The following is an 18,132-nucleotide window of genomic DNA, read 5'->3' as shown; positions in this document are numbered from 1 at the left end:
TTAGAATGCAGTCTTATACACTGACCCACTTAAAACAACTCGAGTCGGAGGCTATCTATGTATTTAGAGAGGTAGTATCTCAGTTTGAAAGACCAGCAATGCTATTCTCTGGTGGCAAGGACTCTATCGTCATGTTGCACCTTGCAAGAAAAGCATTCTGGCCCGGAAAAGTACCTTTCCCGTTAATTCACGTGGACACTGGACACAACTTCCCTGAGGCCATTGATTACAGAGATTGGCTGGTAGAAGAATATGACTTGGATCTAATCGTAGGATCTGTTCAAGGGTCAATTGATAAAGGAACTGCAGTTGAAGAAACTGGCACCAACCCAAGTAGAAACGGTTTACAGGCGATTACTCTTTTAGAAACTTTAGAAGAGTACAATGTAGATGCAGCTTTTGGTGGAGGCCGTAGAGATGAAGAAAAAGCGAGAGCAAAAGAGCGTTTCTTCTCTCATAGAGATGAGTTTGGACAATGGAACCCTAAGAACCAACGTCCGGAATTATGGACGCTTTACAATGGTCGTTACAATGATTACGAGCACTTCCGTATTTTCCCTATCTCAAACTGGACTGAAATGGACGTATGGCAATATATAGCTCAAGAGAAAATTGCTTTACCTTCAATCTACTTTGCTCATAAGAGAAATGTAGTAAATAGAAATGGAATTTTATTAGCAGAATCTCCATGGAATACACTTCTTAAAGATGAGGTATATGAAGAGAAATTGATTCGTTACCGTACTTTAGGAGACATGACTTGTACAGGTGCTGTATTGTCTGATGCAGATGATTTAGCAGGAATTATCCAAGAGGTAGCTTCTTCAAGAACTACTGAAAGAGGAAACCGTTCGGATGATAAGAGATCTGAAGCGGCAATGGAGGAAAGAAAATTACAAGGTTATTTCTAAACTATTATTCTACTAAAACAATGAGCGAAACAGTATTAAACAATCCAAGTATTAGAAGAGAAGAGTCTGCTTCAGCAGTAGATCAATCTTATATGAATATGGACTTACTTCGTTTCACTACTGCGGGTAGTGTGGATGATGGTAAGAGTACTTTAATTGGTCGTTTGATGTATGACACAAAGTCAATCTTCGAAGATCAATTAGAAGCAATCGAAAAATCAAGTAAAACAAGAGGTGACGAAAATGTAAACCTTGCGTTATTGACAGACGGTTTGAAAGCAGAGAGAGAACAAGGTATCACGATTGACGTGGCTTACCGTTACTTTGCTACTCCAAAACGTAAGTTTATCATTGCGGATACTCCAGGTCATATTCAGTATACAAGAAATATGGTAACGGGTGCTTCCACTGCGAACTTAGCGATCGTATTGGTGGATGCTCGTAATGGTGTGATTGAGCAAACAAGACGTCACACTTACATTGCTTCTTTATTGAAGATCAAGCACATCATTGTTGCTGTAAACAAGATGGACTTGGTGGATTACTCTGAAGAGCAATTCAATAAAATCAAGAAGGATTTCTTAGAAATGTCTTCAAAGATTGGTATCGAGGATATCCGTTTTATTCCTATTTCAGCATTGAAAGGGGATAACGTAGTGGATGACTCGGAAAGAACGCCTTGGTATACAGGTGGTGCTTTACTAAGCAATCTTGAATCAGTAGAAATCAGCAATGATCACGATTTAGAGAACGGTCGTTTCCCAATCCAAAGAGTAATTGAAGCGGAAGGTTTCAAAGGATTCGGCGGTAGAGTAGATGGCGGTATCATCAAAGTTGGAGATGAAGTAGTAGCTTTACCTTCAGGTGATAAAACTACAATCAAGACAATCGAAACAATGGACGGTAAGATTGAAGAAGCTTTCCCTCCAATGTCTGTAGTAGTAACACTAAATGATGATTTAGATTTGTCAAGAGGTGAATTGCTTGCCAAAACAGACGCTGAGCCAAAGAGTGCTACTGAGTTTACAGCTACTTTATGCTGGATGAACAAAAACGCATTAGTACCAAATAATAAATACATTTTAAGACATACTTCAAACGAAGTGAGTGCTGAAGTTGCTTCTATTGATGACAAGCTAGACATCAATACAATGGAAAGCTTGAACGATGCAGATGATCTTAAAATGAATGAAATTGGTAAGGTCACAATCAGAACTTCTGAACCAGTAATGATTGATGCTTATACTAAAAACAGGGCTACCGGTAGTTTGATTCTTATTGATGAAGAGTCAAATGAAACAGTAGCGGCAGGGATGATCACTGCATAAGGAAATAAAAAAGCGGAACTTCAAAAATTGAAGTTCCGCTTTATTTTTACTATCTGATCGCTCTTTCTTTTTACAGGAAAGAGGTTGGAATTTTAATCAAATAACTGACTAAGAGAGAAAACACCCCCATATGGAAGTGTTTTCAATTATTTACTTTTCACCTATTTTTCCTCTACAAGACCTACGAATACGGTATCATCTTCTATCTTTATCGGAAATGTAGTGATAGAATCCTCGCATCCGTTCAGGTTTTCACCTGTCTCAAGAGAAAAAGTCTTTTTGTGATAAGGGCATGCCACTTTAGGCGTCTGTTCCTCACCTTGCGTACCAATGATACCTCTTGCAAGGATCATCTGCTTTTTATGAGGGCATAAATTTTGTGTAGCGAACCATTTATTAATGGTAGTGAAGTTGAAAACGGCTATTTGTTGATCTTTATAAAGTATAGATGAACCTCCGTCTTCTGGAAAGTCACTTACATGTCCTGCTTTGACCCATGTAGTAACTTGATCTAATGTATTATGTTCAAATGTCATTGTATTCTAATTTTTAAGGAATGGGAAATAGAAGTGCAGTATTTCGATGAATAATGCACTTCTTTTGTTTTGTCAACTCTTGTCTTAGTAATTACCAAGCAACTGGGAAACGTTGACCTCTTTCTCTCTTGAATTTTTGCGTTGGATCATGAGAATCATCGTTACTGAAGTGAGTAAATCTCTTTCTCATTTCAGGATCATTGATTGCCGCTTTCCACTCACAAGTGTAGTGAGCAATTAAGATCTTCATGTCATTTTCCAATTGTTCGCCAATTCCAAGAGAGTCTTCACAGATTACTTGCTTCAAGTAATCAATGCCACCCTCTAATTTCTCTTGCCAAGGAGCAGTTCTTTGTAATGGCTCAGCCGTTTTGATATAGAACATTAAGTATCTATCTAAGTACTTAATTACTGTTTCCTTATCAATGTCACCTGCTAATAGAACAGCGTGCTTAGGATTTGCACCACCGTTACCACCAACGTACAAGTTCCATCCTTTCTCCGTAGCGATGATACCAAAATCTTTACCTCTAGCTTCAGCACATTCACGAATACAACCAGAAACACCACCTTTCAATTTGTGTGGAGATCTTAAACCTTTGTATCTGTTTTCCACTTCAATAGCGAAACCTACTGAATCGTGAAGACCGAATCTACACCAAGTACTACCTACACAACTCTTTACAGTACGAAGTGATTTACCATAAGCATGACCACTTTCGAAACCTGCGTCTACTAATCTTTCCCAGATTAATGGAAGGTCGTTTAGGCGTGCACCGAATAAGTCAATTCTTTGACCACCAGTGATTTTAGTATATAAATCAAATTCTTTTGCAACTTCACCAATAACAATTAGTTTGTCTGGAGTGATCTCACCACCTGGAATACGAGGTACTACAGAGTAAGAACCACCTTTTTGGATATTTGCCAAGAATCTGTCGTTTGTATCTTGAATTGTTGACTCTTTTAAGATCAAGTCGTTCCATATACTAGCTAAAAGTGAACCTACTAATGGTTTACAGGTTTCGCAACCACCGCCGCTACCATACTTCTCTAATAGCTCAGTATAGGATTTGATTTCATTTACTTTGATTAAATCAAACATCTCTTGACGAGTGTAAGGGAAGTGCTCACAAATTTCTTTACGAACTACTGTACCCATTTGTGCAAGAGTATCTTCAAGGATGTTGTTGACCATTGGTAGACAACCACCACAGCCAGTACCTGCTTTCGTAGCAGCCTTGATACCGTTGATGTCCGTTACACCGTCGTCTTTGATGCTACAGCAGATGTCGCCTTTTGATACGTTTTCACAAGAACAAACTTGAGCTGTATCAGGAAGAGCATCAATACCGATTCCTGCACCACCTTCTTCACCTGAAGATTTGATGATTAAATCTTGTGGATGTGGAGGTAAAGCCATTTCATTGATAAACATCTGGTGAAGCATATTGTAATCATCAGCATCACCGATTAGAATACCACCTAATAGCTTTTTACCTTCTAAATCAACATTGATTCGCTTGTAGATACCGTTTTTCTTATCATTGATTGAGATTGGATAATGTGGGATATTATCACAGAACGGATCACCAAAGCTCGCTACATCTACACCAATTAATTTTAATTTGGTAGACATATCACATCCAGTAAATGTATATTCTTTATTATCATTGGCTATTTGCTCGGCTACAACCTCTGCCATGTCGTAGCCTGGAGCAACTAACCCATAAATCATATTTTCATAAGAAGCACACTCTCCAACTGCAAAAATCTTTTCATCTGAAGTTTGCATTAATGAGTTCACTACGAAACCGCCTCTTTCAGCAACTTCTAAACCTGCTTCTTTTCCTAATTCATCTCTTGGTCTGATGCCCGCTGAGATAATTAGCATATCAACATCCAAAGAAGTACCATCAGAGAATGCCATTCCCGTCATTTTTTCTTCTCCTTCAATATTACTAGTAGCCTTACCTAATAAAATGTCGATACCAAGATCTTCCATTTTACTCTTCAGTAATAAACCACCTTCTTCATCAATTTGTCTTGGCATTAAACGAGGAGCAAATTCTACTACTGAAGTTTTTAAGTTCATGTCAATAGCAGCTTTCGCTGCTTCCAAACCTAAAAGACCTCCACCAAGAACTGCTGCAGATGATGCTTTTTTACCATAAGCCATCATCATTTCTAAATCCTCAATAGTTCTATAAACAAAAACGCCTTTTTTCTCCACTCCTTTAATAGGAGGAACGAAAGCTGAACTACCTGTTGCTAATACTAAGTAATCATACTCATACTTTGAATTAGTGTGTGTAGTCACATATTGTTCTTCTCTATTGATTTGAGATACTTTTTCGCTAGTGATGAGATTGATACCATTTCCGTCGTACCAATCCTTAGGTGCCATAGTAAGTTTGTCTGCATTTTCGTCCTCGAAATAAGCACTTAAATGTACTCTGTCGTATGCCGGACGAGGTTCTTCGCCTATGACAGTAATTGATGCGGATGAATTTTTCTCAACAAGCTTTTCACATAGCTTATAACTAACCATACCGTTTCCTACAATAACTATTCTTGCCATAATTGATTCTGTTTAATATTGATTTTAAGTAAAACTACGTATAAATACTGAAAAATCAATATTACTTACTTAAAAAATGATTATAAAGATAAAAAAAGTCATTGTTTAGATTAATTCTAAGTATTTTTAAGCTGTAAATACGTAATTTATATATTGTGTATACTACTATAGTTAGGTCTTCATTTCCTTTTCTGTATATAAGGTATGGGTTCTAAGTATAACTACGATAAATATTATTGTTGAGTAAAATCAGCTTTTTTACTTTATATGCGAGAAATAAATTTTATTTTTTAATAATTACATTTAATCATTGTTATATTTTAAGTTATTATTTAAATATACACTTCGTAAGAGTTATACTTTTTACCTTTAAAATGAATGTAAGTAGGGTGAGTTACTTAAAAATTACGTAAAAACCTTGATTAATTAAGTATATATACGTAGTTTTGAGCTAGCAATTCACCTAAACACTAGAATTATGACACCAACATTTTACTTAATCGGAGCAGGTCCAGGAGACGTAGAACTACTTACTTTAAAAGCGGTACGTATTTTAAAGGAGAGTAAAGTAGTATTATATGATGCATTAGTATCAGAGGATATATTAGCACTTATTCCTGATCATGTGGATAAGGTTTACGTAGGTAAGAGAGCTGGTGCTCATCATTTAAAACAAGAAGAAACAAATGAACTGATTGTAGAGAAAGCATTTGAATACGGATCAGTAACAAGATTAAAAGGAGGAGATTCATTTGTATTTGGAAGAGGTCAGGAAGAGATTGAACATGCACAGCAATATGGAATTGATTGTGAAGTTGTTCCTGGTATTTCATCTTCATTAGCAGCGCCAACATTAGCTGGTATTCCTGTTACGAAAAGAGGAATTAATGAGAGCTTTTGGGTAGTGACTGCAACTACTTGTTCGGGTGGACTTTCAAAAGATTTGACACATGCTGCCTCTTCTTCAGCTACTATCGTAATATTGATGGGGGTAGGAAAACTGGAGTTGATTTCTCAGTTGTTCTCAATGTACCGTAATGAAGATGAACCTATTGCATTAGTGCAAGACGCTTCATTACCTACACAAAAAATTGTAACAGGTACTTTGGGTGATATTGTGGAGAAAGCCAATGAAAAAGGTGTTAGACCTCCAGCGGTTATCGTAATTGGTGAGGTAGTGAAGTTGGTTGCAAAACAGTCATTAGTGTCAATGGTAAAGAACTCTATATAACTCTATTTAATAAATTAAGTGTTTAAAATAATACTCTATTTCTCTGGCAAAAAGAACTAGAACAGAAAAAGCTCCATGATCTTGGGGCTTTTTTTATTTCATATTGGTAAAGCTAAATTATCTTATAACAATTTCTTTCTTGTGAAGGAGCTTTACTTTTTGCCTCAGATTGAATAACCAATGGATTATTCAATTTTACTTCTGGCTCTTTTTTTCTTGAGGCCCGAAAAGGTAGAGAAGTAAAACATTTTCAGCCATAAGTGTGTAGTAAATGTATTCTATATAAATTGATTGTTAAGGTTGGGGGAAAAGTGAAGCTTTTCTTTCAACCTTTTTATCTGTTTTGTAATTTTATTGAATTGTTAAAGTCACTAACTCACTCTTGCATGAAAGCGAACATATTTATTTTTACATTCCTACTTATGATTATTAATGCTTGCAATGATCTAGATGTGGATCCAAGCTCTTTTCAGGAAATATATTTTGAGCAACAGGATGTAAGTATTGATCTTCCTAATTTGACAAATGAATCTATAGAAGTTCAGGTGTTGTTAAATGCTAGACCTAATGCCGAACGTTTGATTTTAATGTTGAAAGGAGAGGGTGAGATTGATGGTGTAAAACAAGATGTGGTAGTAGAAGTCAATGCACAGATTTCAAACTTATTCTTAAATCAAGATTTTTCTTATTCGTTTATCATTGAGGAATCTACTCCAATCAAAACACTTGTCAATTGTGATAATGATAACCCTTTTTCTGATATAGAAGAATTAACATCACTTATTGAAAGTGTCAACACATTCAAGTGGAATCAGGAAAAACAACAATATTTTATGGATTTGAGTGCTTTGAATGCTATACTTCCTGAAGTGCAATTGCCTTCTCAAATGATGTATCAGTCAGATGGGATTTTAGAAAGAGGCTGTAACTAGATTACATCTTTCTTTTTTTGAAAATACTGCTAAACATCATATGCATATAAGCATATTTTTTACTTTCAGCTTGAAAAAAATGGCTTTCGTGGATTAAAGTGTGATAATTGAAAAGTTTTGTATTTTGAAGATTTACGGTAATCCTAAAAAACGAAACCATGCTTAGATGAATAAGTTTGTGGAGCGACCTTAATGGAAAACGCTCATGGATTCTAAAGTCAGTGACAATCCATTTTCCTGAGTCGGTTAATAACGAATAAATAAAAGGGATAAACTTTTGAAACTGCTTCTCATTTAATAAATCAACAAAAAAATTGGTGATAACTAAATCGAATTGTCCGTAGTCTTTGGCATTTTCATAAGAAGTGCTGACGAACTTTACGGGTGTTCTAATGCTGTTTTTCTTTGCTAAAGCGGTCATTTTAGGAGATTTTTCAATATATACAACTTCAGATGCTATACCTAATTGATCAATCTTTTTCAAGATCTTCCCAGAACCTCCGCCGATAATTAATATTCTGCTGTTTTTTCTAACCTTTTCAAGATGTTTCAATTGAATTTCTTGGATTGCCTTGCCAAAAACAATGGCAGCAAGGAAATCATAAAACTTTGCTATATAATCAAATTGATCTTTGTTCATTATAAAACCCATAACACTGGATAAAGGAAGACAAAATCTCCTAAAATCCTAAAATAATCATCTTTCGAAAAGAAATCTGACTTAATATAAATGATAAATAGGGATAAACCCATTAAAAAGAAGATTATTTGTGGAATGATATAGTCAAGTTTTAACCAAAAGAAGCTGATAAAAAACAAAAAAGTGAACACTGCGAAAAGGATTTTCAATCTTAAATTGATTCCCTCATAACCTAATTTTAAGGCTCCAGACATCATTTTATCTTTGGTGTCGGATTCAAAATCAAATAATGAAAATTCCAATAGATTTATAGTAGCTAAAATGAAAATACTAATGCTGAAGAAATGCAGAGCAGGGTGGTAAGTGTCGCTTAAACTATAAACTGGAAGTGCAACGCCCAAAGTATAGATCAGTGCTACTGTGGTTTCTTTGAATGTTGAAAAAGGGATAAATTTCAGGTTAATAATCAAAAGATAGGCACCTACTATTATCATTAATACAATACCATGATAGAATACAGTGAGGGGGAGATAGCTGACGGTGACTATGAAACCTACGAATGCTAAAACAGAACAAGCGGTAGATAATGCTTTTTTGTGTTTTTGATGAAAAGCGTGTCTAAAAGTATGTGCAGTATGTTGAATGGAAAAGGCATCCATCAAATGATCCAATGTATAGATAACCCAAACGGCAATTCCGAGTGAAAAATAAATGGGGATTGGAATTTCTGTATTATTGATTTTACCCAGAAACATAGAACAGACTATAGCACCCAGTGCCACATCTATGCTCAAGGCTTGTATATAGTGATAAAGTTGCTTCAAAGAAGAAGAGGGTTAAAGTTATGGGGTTAATAATTTTTTATATTGACTCGAACGAGTGGGGTCTAATTCTAATAACAATTTTCCAACCTCATTGGCCATTTCTGAAGGTGCCTTTGCAAAAAGATTAGCCATTTCAATTCCCTTTGCAGCAAAGAAAACATCCATTGTAACAGAAATTGGAATGTTTTTTCTAACGATCTTAAGGTCATTCAATCCTTTTAAAATATTGGTTCTGGCTTCTTCAGGATTTTCTTCAAAGATATCTAAACCTTGTCGGTGATAAGTATATAAGAACTCTCTGAATTTCTCAAATTGAGGGTCCATGAAATCTCGAACGAGGAAGAAGCGGTCTCTTTTATCTCCAAAAGCACTCCATCCCGCTCTACCATTCTGTTCAGAAAAATTGGCAATCTCTAATGCTTTTTCATAGTATTTTGACCCACCTTTGGGAGAAAAAGTATCATAATCAATGCCTAATACAATATAAGAATAGTAACTCATTAATGCTACAATTTCAGTACTGTAGATGCCTTTGGAATAGACCATTCTGTCAGAAGCATTGTAATTGAACTGCCATTTTGTGTCTAGAAAGTTTAGCGTAGTTGTTTCAAATGAAGCACCATAAACAGGACGAATACTTTGTATTTGCACATCAGCAGTATAACTCTGAGCGGTAACATCAGAGTTTGACCCTAGTGTTACTAATAAATTAAGTTTGATTTTTTCTACATCTTCAAACTTATCATCCGTCCATTCTTGACCATTAATAAACTGTTGCATGTTATTCTGCAAATCAGTGATCACTTGTTTTTCAGCGGTTTGTACACGTTCGCCATTTACAGTCACAGTAGCGTTGATTTCCTGTGCGTAGTTTTTCGAAACGATAAGTAAACCAAAAAAGAATATTAGAAGTTGTTTCATAATGGACTGCTTTATAAGCAACAATAGCTTATTAAAAAAATACTATTTACGAATATACAATTCTTAAATTTCTCATCAACATCTAAACTAAAATATAGTAGAATTAGTTTTGTAAATTATATTCTTTATATTTACCGAACGAACGGTAAATTACTAATAAATATGAGACCTCAGAAAATAAATGATGAAGAGCTGATAAAAAGTATATTTCAAAGTATACGCTCCAAAGGATTTGACGGAGTTAGTATCCGGGATCTCGAAAAATGCTCTGGCTTGAAAAAAGCAAGTCTCTACCATCGTTTTCCGAATGGTAAAATTGAAATGACCCAAAAAGTGATGGCTTTTGTGGCCGATTGGGTTAGTCAGAACATATTGTCATTCTTGAAAGACCAAAATTTAGATATAGAGACAAGGTTAGATAAGGCCTTGGAAAATATAAGTCTTTTTTATAACAACGGAGAATATACTTGTCTTTTCAAGGCACTTTCATTAGAGAATAGTTATTCCATTTTTGATAAAGAATTAGAAAAAGGGATGACCAATTGGATAGGAGCTTGGGAACAGTTTGGAATTGACAAAGGCCTTGATCCCATTCTAGCCAAGGAAAATGCTGTGAAAGTGATGATTCAAATTCAAGGTGCATTGACGGTATCGAAGGTGATGAAAAAGAATGAAGTTTTTACTCAGACTCTGAAAAATATTGCTCAATTATATCAATTATGAAGTTTTCTTATTGAATTGCTGCATAAACCAACAACTGAATACCCTAAATTTTACATTCCCAAAACATAATATGCTATGGAATTATTTCACGAGAAAGAACGCTATTTACAGGAAATACTTGGCTCCAATATCAATCATAAAGTAGCTAGGAAAATTATTACAAATCAGATAGATGAACGGGCCTCTCGTTTTATTAGAAGCTTGAATTATGCTTTTATGAGTTATCGAGATAAAAATGGTTTTCCTCAGGTACTGCCATTGAGTGGTATGGATATGATTCGAGTACCTTCTCCTTCTGTTATTAAAATAAATCTAGAGTCACAAGCTCAAATGATTGAGCATTTTGAAGTTGATGTCAAAACCATTCAAAAAGTAGGTTTTCTATTTATCGATTTATTGTCCCGGAGAAGATTGAGGGTTAATGGTATGGTTAGGCAGTACAATTCAATGCTTGAAATTGAAGTAGAGCAAGCGTATGTTAATTGCCCAAAGTACATTCAATCAAGAACTCTTGAGTTTAACTATTCCAATTCTAAAGTAATCAAGAAAGGAAATGTTTTGACAATTGATCAGATTAAAATGATTGAAAATGCAGACACTTTTTTCATAGGAACAAGTAATGCAAATGGAGATATGGATGCTTCTCATAGGGGAGGAAATAAGGGTTTTGTTAAGGTTGGTGACAATACTCTGAAAGTGCCTGACTATAAAGGGAATGGTTTGTATAATTCCTTAGGTAATATACTTGATTACTCTAAAGTAGGTTTGTTGTTTTTTGATTTTGAAAACGGTGAACTGCTTGATGTTAAAGGAGAAGCAATTTTAATCTTTAATGAAGACAAAAGTGAAGTGACGCATTGGGAATTAACAGTAAAAGATTGGGTGCATTATCATGAAACGATTGAGTTGCAGTCTATATTTTTTGATTCATCAGTTTATAACTATTAAAATAAATCATTATGCTACTATTAAAAATTAACCCCACGAGAAAAGAGGATCTTTTGATCAAACAAAAATTAGATGAAATGTTTCTAGCAAAAAAAGTAGAAACAGAGGACACTTTAGAAATGCCCATCATTGTGCAAGGTAAGGAAGAGTATAGGGGTGCAGAGAGAATTGGACAGTTTTTTAAAGAGTTGACCGTTTTGTATGATGGTTGGTATGAAGACCGATGCGATAAATATGAGAAAGTAGACGGAACGCCAATGTTTTAAATCAATGAAGCATTCAGTTTTTAGAAGCAACGTAGGGTAGAGTTAAAAGTCTACCCTACTTTTTTATTGGATTAAAGCCTTTCAATGATATTTTTTACCACTGTAGCAGCAACTTCTTTTTTAGTCATTAAAGGAAAGTCTGAGACTCCTTCATTCGCTACAATAGACACTTTGTTAGTGTCGTGGCCAAAGCCAGCTCCTTTGTCATTAAGGCTGTTCAATACTACAAAATCGACATTTTTTCTTTTCAATTTTGCTTTTGCATTTTCTAACTCATTGTCTGTTTCTAGTGCAAAACCTACTGTAATTTGCCCTTCTTTTTTCTTCTCGCCCATTGTTTTAGCAATGTCGAATGTTCTTCTCATATCAACCTGAAGATTACCTTCTTCTTTCTTGATTTTGGAATCAGAAACTTGTGTTGGAGTATAGTCGGCAACCGCTGCTGTGAAAATACAGATATCAGTTGTTTCAAAACGAGCATCAACTGCTTCGTACATTTCTTGAGCAGAAAGTACTTTAGTTACTTCAACTGATGCAGGAGGAGGTAGTAAAACAGGGCCTGAAATAATGGTCACTTCGGCACCTTGATTTCTTAACTCTTCTGCAATTGCATATCCCATTTTACCTGTAGAACCATTCGTAATATACCTTACAGGATCAATTTTTTCTCTTGTAGGGCCTGCCGTAACTATTGCTTTTTTACCATAGAGAGGAAGATCTTCTTTAGGTTGGAAAAATGCTTGGACAGCGTCAATAATATGTTCAGGTTCTGCCATTCTTCCTTTTCCAACTAGACCACTGGCCAACTCACCTTCTTCAGCGTCGACAATAATATGCCCATAAGAAGTAAGTGTATTGATATTTCTTGTGGTAGAAGGGTGGATAAACATATCCAAATCCATAGCAGGAGCAATCATTACAGGACAACGTGCAGAAAGGTAGGTGGCCATCAATAAATTATCGCACATACCGTTGGCCATTTTTGCCATGGTATTGGCTGTGGCTGGAGCAATAATCATTAAATCTGCCCAAAGGCCTAACTTTACATGACTATTCCATTCACCGGTTTCTTCATTTGCATAATGAGTTAATACAGGGTTTTCTGATAGTGTAGATAATGTAACAGGAGTGATGAACTGTTTTGAAGCCTCTGTCATGATTATTTGAACTTCCGCTTTTTGTTTTTTCAATAAGCGTGTCAATAATGCAATTTTATACGCTGCAATTCCTCCTGTAACACCGATTAAGATTTTTTTTCCTTTAAGAATGCTATCCATTTGTTATGTTGATTCAGTTATTTTTTTGAGCGATTTTAATGGTATTTTCCTAAAAACCAGGTTTTAAGTACAAATTCAAAATTATCTAACACTAATTCTGTTTATTGTTTTACGATTACTTCCTTCAAAAAACTTTTAATAGAACCACTATTAATACGTTTTTTTAGCATTGTACTCACAAAAAATTAATTAGAATTAACTATGATTTATTTTTGACTTAGTACTTATTACAATTAAAATTATTCTTTAGTATTCCATTGATACTGCTCTTGGGCAGTAAAAATAAAAAAAAAGAACTTCCAATTCTACTTAAATGTAAACTTGGAAGTTCTTAGGTCTAATAATAGTGTCCGATCAATTAGTATGATCTGTCTTCTACATTAGTAAAAAAGATCTTATCCTCAATCAACTCCTCAACAGCAAGAGTCGTTGCTTTAGGCATACGCTCGTAGAAACGAGAAATCTCAATTTGCTCACGGTTTTCTTGAACTTCTTCAAGGTTGTCAACAGTGGTAGCAAATTCTGACAATTTTGCTTGTAACTCATCCTTTAAACGAGATGAGATTTGTCTTGAACGTTTTCCCGCAATAACAATTGACTTATAGATATTATCAGTCTCTTTCGTCAAATCTGTTAAATCACGAGTTATAAGTGATGCTTTAGGCATTAGATATATATTATTTATAATCGAATACTACTTACAAGTCCGCTAAATTATTGTTTTTTTGCGATATTCCCAAAAAATGCTTTTGAATCTATAAAAAATAAAACTTAATATAAGTTGAAGTAATTTTTGGGAAGTCTCATTATCAGTGGTTTTATCTACTTCAATAACTTTGTAGCCTACTTCTTTACCACTGCAAAAAGTGATATGATGACGTAGTTATTGGGAAATGGAGGTTATGGAGTGTAGATTATTTGATGTGCTCTTGCAGAAAGGCCACCAACTAAATGATTTATATCTCTCAACTCCCACATTAATTTGAAATTAGTGTGGGTTTTATATTAAAATAGGACGAAAAAATAAAGCCACCTTTTCTGAAAAAAAGTGGCTTCATCAAAAAGATCTTTAGATATACTACGATCTAGTTAGGAAATAACTGATTGCGAATGTCGTTGATTCTAAGACGTAATTCAGTGTCAGCATCAGCATATTCATTTTTAAGCTGATTTGGCTCAGCATCTCTGCTAGGGCCATAAATTCTTTTGCTGTTTAAATTTACACCTGGGTTTGGAGCGTGATTGTGCTGTCCAAAGCACGAAGTTAAGGTTGCTAATATTGCAATTACGCTGCTATAAATAAAAAACTTTTTCATAAACTTCTCTATAGTGTTTGTTTGACTTAATGCGCATAGTCAACGCAAAATTACGCTTTCAAAGAAGAAACACAAGAAAATCTTGAAGGATTCCTGAAATAAAAGGCGAGACAATGCAAACTTTTTAGTAGATTTGATTAACAGACGTTATATTTCGTCTTATATTATTCTTCGACCTCTTTTAAATATGAATAAAAAACCAAATTTATCCGCAATTGAGATTTATGCTGAGAAGGTAGCAGATGCAATATGCGATGACTTTTTCTCAGAACACGATTATATAACAGGTATACAAATAACAAAGTTGAGCTCTATTCAGAGTATCAACCTATTCATATTAAAAAGGATTTTTGAGAACTGGCAGAAAGAGGCAATTAGGATTCAAAGCCCTTATTTTGATTATTCTGCTGAAAGTGTAAGATCATCTTTGGAGCAATTAATGAATGCTCTTTCAAAAAATATACATATTTCAAGACTTCATTTCTTACCTCTTTTGCAAAAAGCAATTAGAGATGTCTTGATTTTGACTTTTGCTCCAGAAATATTCTATGAAGAATTTTTTGGTGTACAAGGCATTAAGATACCAATGAAAAATTATTTGGTACCAATGTTTGCGTACATTAAAATTCATCCAAAATTAGCGACTGAGATATTAAGTGCTTTACAGGAAGAAGCTGGAGTTAATATCAAAAGAAATGAGGCCATTAATATCACCAATAACATTATAGATCATCATAAGGAATTACAAGATGATCCAAAAGAAATTATTGCACTGTTTAATGAAATAGTTCCAGTAGGTATCTTTGAGTTACATCCTAATTACCTTGATGAACCACCTTTATCTGATGCTCCTATTTTTGAACCAAAAGAAGTGGATGATATTGATATTGAGAAATTATCGGATGATATTGTGAGTTTTGATACTCCTGAAGAAGAGGAGCCTGAAACTCAAGTGGAGGAAAATGTAATTGCTGAACAACCGCAAGCACAAGGAGAAGAGGAAAAGTCTTCAGAAGAAGCCGATGATAATTTAGGCTTTGAAGCTATTGTTATTGAAGAACCTACTTTTGATGACTCTAGTGCAGATGATAGTATAGAGGATGCCGTAGAAAGCTCATTGGAAAGTTTCAATTTTGATGAAATTACAAAGGAGGAAGCTCCTCAAGAACCTGTTGTTGAGCAGCCTGAAGAAGAGGCTCCTATTGTAGTAAATGAAGTTGAGAAAGAGGAAGTAGTTGCAGAGGTACCACAATCACAGGAGGAAGAAACACCAAAAGTGGTGGAAAGTGAATCAGCGGCTACATTACAAGATACTTTTAAATCCGATACTACGGAACAAGAAGGAGCTACTTTGCTGGATAAGATTCAAGGAAATTCTTCATCATCTGAAAGTTTAAGAAGTCAAATGAGTATCAACCAGAAATTCTTATTCCAAAAAGAATTATTTGGTGGAGATGCTGAGGTGATGGACGATGCGATAAAATTAATTGACGGGAGTAAAGATTACACAGAGGCTATTAGTTTTATTAAAACACATTACGCTCAACAATATGATTGGGACTTTACTTCTGATGCTGTAATGAACTTTATTTCATTAGTGGATATGAAGTTTTAAAAAAATAGATCATTCAAAAAAATAGGCTACCATTTAATTGGTAGCCTATTTTTTTGTCTATTCAGAAGGGACAGAGTCGTCGGTAGGAGATCCGGCGTTTCCATAATCTTCTTTGATGTTAGAAACAATCCATTCAGAGTCTGAGCTATTTGTTCCTCTTGAATTATCCCAATCAGTATTAGGATCAGTAATGGAAATTTTTCTCCATAGTACTAAATCTCTTGTGGCATCTGCAGTTCCCGCCACTTCCCAGCCATCACCAGGGTCAGTTCCTACAGGAGGATCAGAAGCATAATTTGTTCCTATAACATCAGTTACTGTGTTGTTTTTCAATAATCTAATGCCGTCATCGCCATTAGCTGTCAAATCTCCCCAAGTTTCATTTACTGTAATACGGTCAAGGTTGACACCATCGCGACCAATAACCAAGACTTCTCCAGGTCCTAAGGAAGTGGTTGTAAAAGTATGTGCACTTCCCCAATCTCCGCCATTTGAAGAATATTCTAAACTGTAGTTAGAAAGCATGGCTGTTTCCGTACTGCTTGGATTATATATTTCAATGTAGGTATTTCTAAAATCAGTACCGGACTCTTTGGTTGAAGAACAAGCATATTCTGAAATGATAAGATTTGAATTGTCAGGAGAGCCACCTTCGAGGACAATGTTGCTTGATCTTGATTCGGCGGCGAAAATGTGGGCAGGCACTTCAAAAGTGGCTTCTTCACCAAATGGATTACTGCTTAAATCAACACTTTCCAATGTTCCTGTATCGTCTGAGGACGACCACCATGTAATTGAAGCAGAGTTAGGAAGTTGATTTCTGAAGAGATAAATGTCTTTGAGCTTAAAGTTATTGGATAGATCAATTGAAGTTAATCCAAGACCTGCATCCCATTGTCCGGCGTTGTACTGTCTGATTCTTAAGACCTCTAAACTTCCACAATCACTTAAATCAATAGAAGTAATAGTGGATTGTTCTGCTATAAGATGGACTAGATTACTTTTCCCAGACAAGTCTAATGTTTCACCAGCATAGCGGTATATACTGATGGAGTCAATGGAGTTAGGTAAAGTAATAGAAACTAGATTGCCTAAGCCACTTCCTGAGTGATCAGCCTCTAAACTCAACAAATTTGTATTACCGCCCAGTGCTAAAGTATCTACTTCATTAGCTGAAATATTTAATCTTTCTAAACCTATGAAATAAGAGAGTTCTGAGGCTTTTGCAATACCTTTTTCACTTACATCAAGTGATGTTACATCCTTTACACTATCGGGAAATAAGAAGTAGTGTCCTGTAGAGATTGGGCCTCCTGCATAACCTAAAGAGTCTAATGCTTTTCCAAAATTAATATCCTGTATGACAACAGCACCATCAGGAAGTTCAACATTAGGTTGCTCTCTTGTGACTCCATTCCTCACCGTTAATTGGTCATAAATAACAGAATCAATAGTGATTGGAGCACCCGTATTTTCAGAAACATCAATTTCTCTGAGGTTGACATTTTTGGATACATCAAGACTTGTTAGATCATGACTTTCTAATTCAAAAACAACTAGATTGATATTATTTGTCAAGTTGATAGAAGAAACAAACCCAGGAGCCCTTGAGGAGGCGCTAAACTCTATTTCTTCCAATAATGACAATGAATCAACATTCAAAGTATCTAGCCAGTTATTATTGATATAAATACCTTTCATATTTCTACACTGAGAAAAATTCAATGAGGTGAATTCATTAGATGTTGCTCGGAAGGTTTCTAGTCCTGTAAAGTAGGTCAGTTCTTCAAATGCTGTTAATTTTTCAGGAGAAAGAATATCAACATTAGTACCTGAACTGTTTTTAGCAATATCTAAATCTCTAACTCTTGCTACTTCATTGGGTATAATGTAATAAACCGTGTCAGTACCATCAATCTCACGGTGACCATAATTCAAAGCATATAAATCAAAGCCGAGAATAGGATTGTCAAAAAGATAAATTTTTTGGCCTCCACCGGAATCAGAATCTTCACCTACTTGACTTTTACAGCCAAATACAGCAAATAGGATGAAGAGAAAAGTGATTAATTTATGTTTCATG

General features: G+C 35.1%; 17 protein-coding genes. 8 read left to right on the top strand and 9 right to left on the bottom strand.

Features of this window, described 5'->3' with window-relative positions; genetic code table 11:
* Window positions 1–5: 5 nt before the first annotated feature.
* Together cysD and AVL50_RS01440 are read left to right on the top strand one after the other, a co-directional pair.
* Window positions 6–911 carry a sulfate adenylyltransferase subunit CysD gene (gene cysD / locus AVL50_RS01445; protein ID WP_062614695.1) on the top strand — a complete coding sequence of 302 codons (906 nt, stop codon included), beginning with the start codon at window positions 6–8 and terminating at the stop codon, window positions 909–911.
* 20 nt (window positions 912–931) lie between these two features.
* Entirely contained in the window at window positions 932–2,239 is a 1,308-nt protein-coding gene (locus tag AVL50_RS01440; protein ID WP_253764241.1) for a sulfate adenylyltransferase subunit 1, read from the top strand.
* Between the two features lie 161 nt (window positions 2,240–2,400).
* Here the strand turns inward: AVL50_RS01440 and nirD are convergent, their stop codons facing one another.
* Together nirD and nirB are read right to left on the bottom strand one after the other, a co-directional pair.
* A complete protein-coding gene (nirD, locus tag AVL50_RS01435) occupies window positions 2,401–2,775 on the bottom strand; it encodes a nitrite reductase small subunit NirD (protein WP_044204817.1) in 375 nt (124 codons plus the stop codon).
* A 91-nt stretch (window positions 2,776–2,866) separates the two neighbouring features.
* Window positions 2,867–5,356, bottom strand: a complete 2,490-nt coding sequence (gene nirB / locus AVL50_RS01430) for a nitrite reductase large subunit NirB (protein WP_062614694.1) — start codon at window positions 5,354–5,356, stop codon at window positions 2,867–2,869.
* Between the two features lie 478 nt (window positions 5,357–5,834).
* On the opposite strand from nirB, the gene cobA reads away from it, so the two are divergent.
* On the top strand, window positions 5,835–6,587 hold the full coding sequence (cobA, locus tag AVL50_RS01425) for a uroporphyrinogen-III C-methyltransferase (protein WP_062614693.1): 753 nt from the start codon (window positions 5,835–5,837) through the stop codon (window positions 6,585–6,587).
* A gap of 386 nt (window positions 6,588–6,973) precedes the next feature.
* Entirely contained in the window at window positions 6,974–7,519 is a 546-nt protein-coding gene (locus AVL50_RS01420) for a hypothetical protein (RefSeq protein WP_157491094.1), read from the top strand.
* Between the two features lies 1 nt (window position 7,520).
* Here the strand turns inward: AVL50_RS01420 and AVL50_RS01415 are convergent, their stop codons facing one another.
* Genes AVL50_RS01415 through AVL50_RS01405 form a run of 3 tightly spaced genes read right to left on the bottom strand, consistent with a single transcriptional unit; the run spans window position 7,521 to window position 9,904 of the window.
* Window positions 7,521–8,159: a class I SAM-dependent methyltransferase gene (locus AVL50_RS01415; protein ID WP_172826740.1), complete on the bottom strand. Its 639-nt coding sequence runs from the start codon at window positions 8,157–8,159 to the stop codon at window positions 7,521–7,523.
* Window positions 8,159–8,983 carry a hypothetical protein gene (locus AVL50_RS01410; protein WP_157491093.1) on the bottom strand — a complete coding sequence of 275 codons (825 nt, stop codon included), beginning with the start codon at window positions 8,981–8,983 and terminating at the stop codon, window positions 8,159–8,161. Before AVL50_RS01410 ends, AVL50_RS01415 begins: the two co-directional genes overlap by 1 nt.
* A gap of 18 nt (window positions 8,984–9,001) precedes the next feature.
* Entirely contained in the window at window positions 9,002–9,904 is a 903-nt protein-coding gene (locus AVL50_RS01405) for a DUF4835 family protein (protein ID WP_062614689.1), read from the bottom strand.
* Between the two features lie 162 nt (window positions 9,905–10,066).
* Between AVL50_RS01405 and AVL50_RS01400 the strand changes: the two genes are divergently transcribed.
* The 3 genes from AVL50_RS01400 to AVL50_RS01390 all read left to right on the top strand — a co-directional run bounded on the left by AVL50_RS01400 (window position 10,067) and on the right by AVL50_RS01390 (window position 11,841).
* Window positions 10,067–10,627, top strand: coding sequence for a TetR/AcrR family transcriptional regulator (locus AVL50_RS01400; RefSeq protein ID WP_062614688.1), 561 nt, complete (start codon window positions 10,067–10,069; stop codon window positions 10,625–10,627).
* Window positions 10,628–10,702: 75 nt separating this feature from the next.
* Entirely contained in the window at window positions 10,703–11,575 is an 873-nt protein-coding gene (locus tag AVL50_RS01395) for a pyridoxamine 5'-phosphate oxidase family protein (RefSeq protein WP_062614687.1), read from the top strand.
* Window positions 11,576–11,586: 11 nt separating this feature from the next.
* The gene (locus tag AVL50_RS01390; RefSeq protein WP_062614686.1) at window positions 11,587–11,841 is read left to right on the top strand and encodes a hypothetical protein; all 255 of its coding nucleotides are present in this window, start codon (window positions 11,587–11,589) and stop codon (window positions 11,839–11,841) included.
* A 71-nt stretch (window positions 11,842–11,912) separates the two neighbouring features.
* Here AVL50_RS01390 and coaBC read toward each other — a convergent pair whose 3' ends face one another.
* The 3 genes from coaBC to AVL50_RS01375 all read right to left on the bottom strand — a co-directional run bounded on the left by coaBC (window position 11,913) and on the right by AVL50_RS01375 (window position 14,434).
* Complete coding sequence (coaBC, locus tag AVL50_RS01385; protein ID WP_062614685.1) at window positions 11,913–13,118, bottom strand: bifunctional phosphopantothenoylcysteine decarboxylase/phosphopantothenate--cysteine ligase CoaBC; 1,206 nt, start codon at window positions 13,116–13,118, stop codon at window positions 11,913–11,915.
* Window positions 13,119–13,476: 358 nt separating this feature from the next.
* Window positions 13,477–13,785 carry a DNA-directed RNA polymerase subunit omega gene (locus AVL50_RS01380; protein ID WP_044204845.1) on the bottom strand — a complete coding sequence of 103 codons (309 nt, stop codon included), beginning with the start codon at window positions 13,783–13,785 and terminating at the stop codon, window positions 13,477–13,479.
* 418 nt (window positions 13,786–14,203) lie between these two features.
* On the bottom strand, window positions 14,204–14,434 hold the full coding sequence (locus AVL50_RS01375) for a hypothetical protein (RefSeq protein WP_044204846.1): 231 nt from the start codon (window positions 14,432–14,434) through the stop codon (window positions 14,204–14,206).
* Window positions 14,435–14,621: 187 nt separating this feature from the next.
* Here AVL50_RS01375 and AVL50_RS01370 point away from each other — a divergent pair, with 187 nt between their 5' ends.
* The gene (locus AVL50_RS01370; protein ID WP_062614684.1) at window positions 14,622–16,049 is read left to right on the top strand and encodes a hypothetical protein; all 1,428 of its coding nucleotides are present in this window, start codon (window positions 14,622–14,624) and stop codon (window positions 16,047–16,049) included.
* Window positions 16,050–16,106: 57 nt separating this feature from the next.
* On the opposite strand, the gene AVL50_RS01365 is transcribed toward AVL50_RS01370, so the two are convergent.
* Window positions 16,107–18,131, bottom strand: coding sequence for a lamin tail domain-containing protein (locus tag AVL50_RS01365; protein WP_062614683.1), 2,025 nt, complete (start codon window positions 18,129–18,131; stop codon window positions 16,107–16,109).
* Window position 18,132 lies beyond the last annotated feature (1 nt).

It is taken from the genome of Flammeovirga sp. SJP92, assembly GCF_001583495.1.
Lineage (GTDB): Bacteria > Bacteroidota > Bacteroidia > Cytophagales > Flammeovirgaceae > Flammeovirga.
Note: the sequence above shows the minus strand (reverse complement) of the source record. Positions and strands in the feature narration are given on the sequence as shown.

Coding starts and splice junctions, on each gene's coding strand:
- cysD (WP_062614695.1), top strand. CDS start 6: ATGCAGTCTTATACACTGACCCACTTAAAACAACTCGAGTCGGAGGCT.
- AVL50_RS01380 (WP_044204845.1), bottom strand. CDS start 13,785: ATGCCTAAAGCATCACTTATAACTCGTGATTTAACAGATTTGACGAAA.
- AVL50_RS01440 (WP_253764241.1), top strand. CDS start 932: ATGAGCGAAACAGTATTAAACAATCCAAGTATTAGAAGAGAAGAGTCT.
- AVL50_RS01365 (WP_062614683.1), bottom strand. CDS start 18,131: ATGAAACATAAATTAATCACTTTTCTCTTCATCCTATTTGCTGTATTT.
- AVL50_RS01390 (WP_062614686.1), top strand. CDS start 11,587: ATGCTACTATTAAAAATTAACCCCACGAGAAAAGAGGATCTTTTGATC.
- AVL50_RS01420 (WP_157491094.1), top strand. CDS start 6,974: ATGAAAGCGAACATATTTATTTTTACATTCCTACTTATGATTATTAAT.
- nirD (WP_044204817.1), bottom strand. CDS start 2,775: ATGACATTTGAACATAATACATTAGATCAAGTTACTACATGGGTCAAA.
- AVL50_RS01370 (WP_062614684.1), top strand. CDS start 14,622: ATGAATAAAAAACCAAATTTATCCGCAATTGAGATTTATGCTGAGAAG.
- AVL50_RS01405 (WP_062614689.1), bottom strand. CDS start 9,904: ATGAAACAACTTCTAATATTCTTTTTTGGTTTACTTATCGTTTCGAAA.
- nirB (WP_062614694.1), bottom strand. CDS start 5,356: ATGGCAAGAATAGTTATTGTAGGAAACGGTATGGTTAGTTATAAGCTA.
- AVL50_RS01400 (WP_062614688.1), top strand. CDS start 10,067: ATGAGACCTCAGAAAATAAATGATGAAGAGCTGATAAAAAGTATATTT.
- AVL50_RS01375 (WP_044204846.1), bottom strand. CDS start 14,434: ATGAAAAAGTTTTTTATTTATAGCAGCGTAATTGCAATATTAGCAACC.
- AVL50_RS01395 (WP_062614687.1), top strand. CDS start 10,703: ATGGAATTATTTCACGAGAAAGAACGCTATTTACAGGAAATACTTGGC.
- AVL50_RS01415 (WP_172826740.1), bottom strand. CDS start 8,159: ATGAACAAAGATCAATTTGATTATATAGCAAAGTTTTATGATTTCCTT.
- coaBC (WP_062614685.1), bottom strand. CDS start 13,118: ATGGATAGCATTCTTAAAGGAAAAAAAATCTTAATCGGTGTTACAGGA.
- cobA (WP_062614693.1), top strand. CDS start 5,835: ATGACACCAACATTTTACTTAATCGGAGCAGGTCCAGGAGACGTAGAA.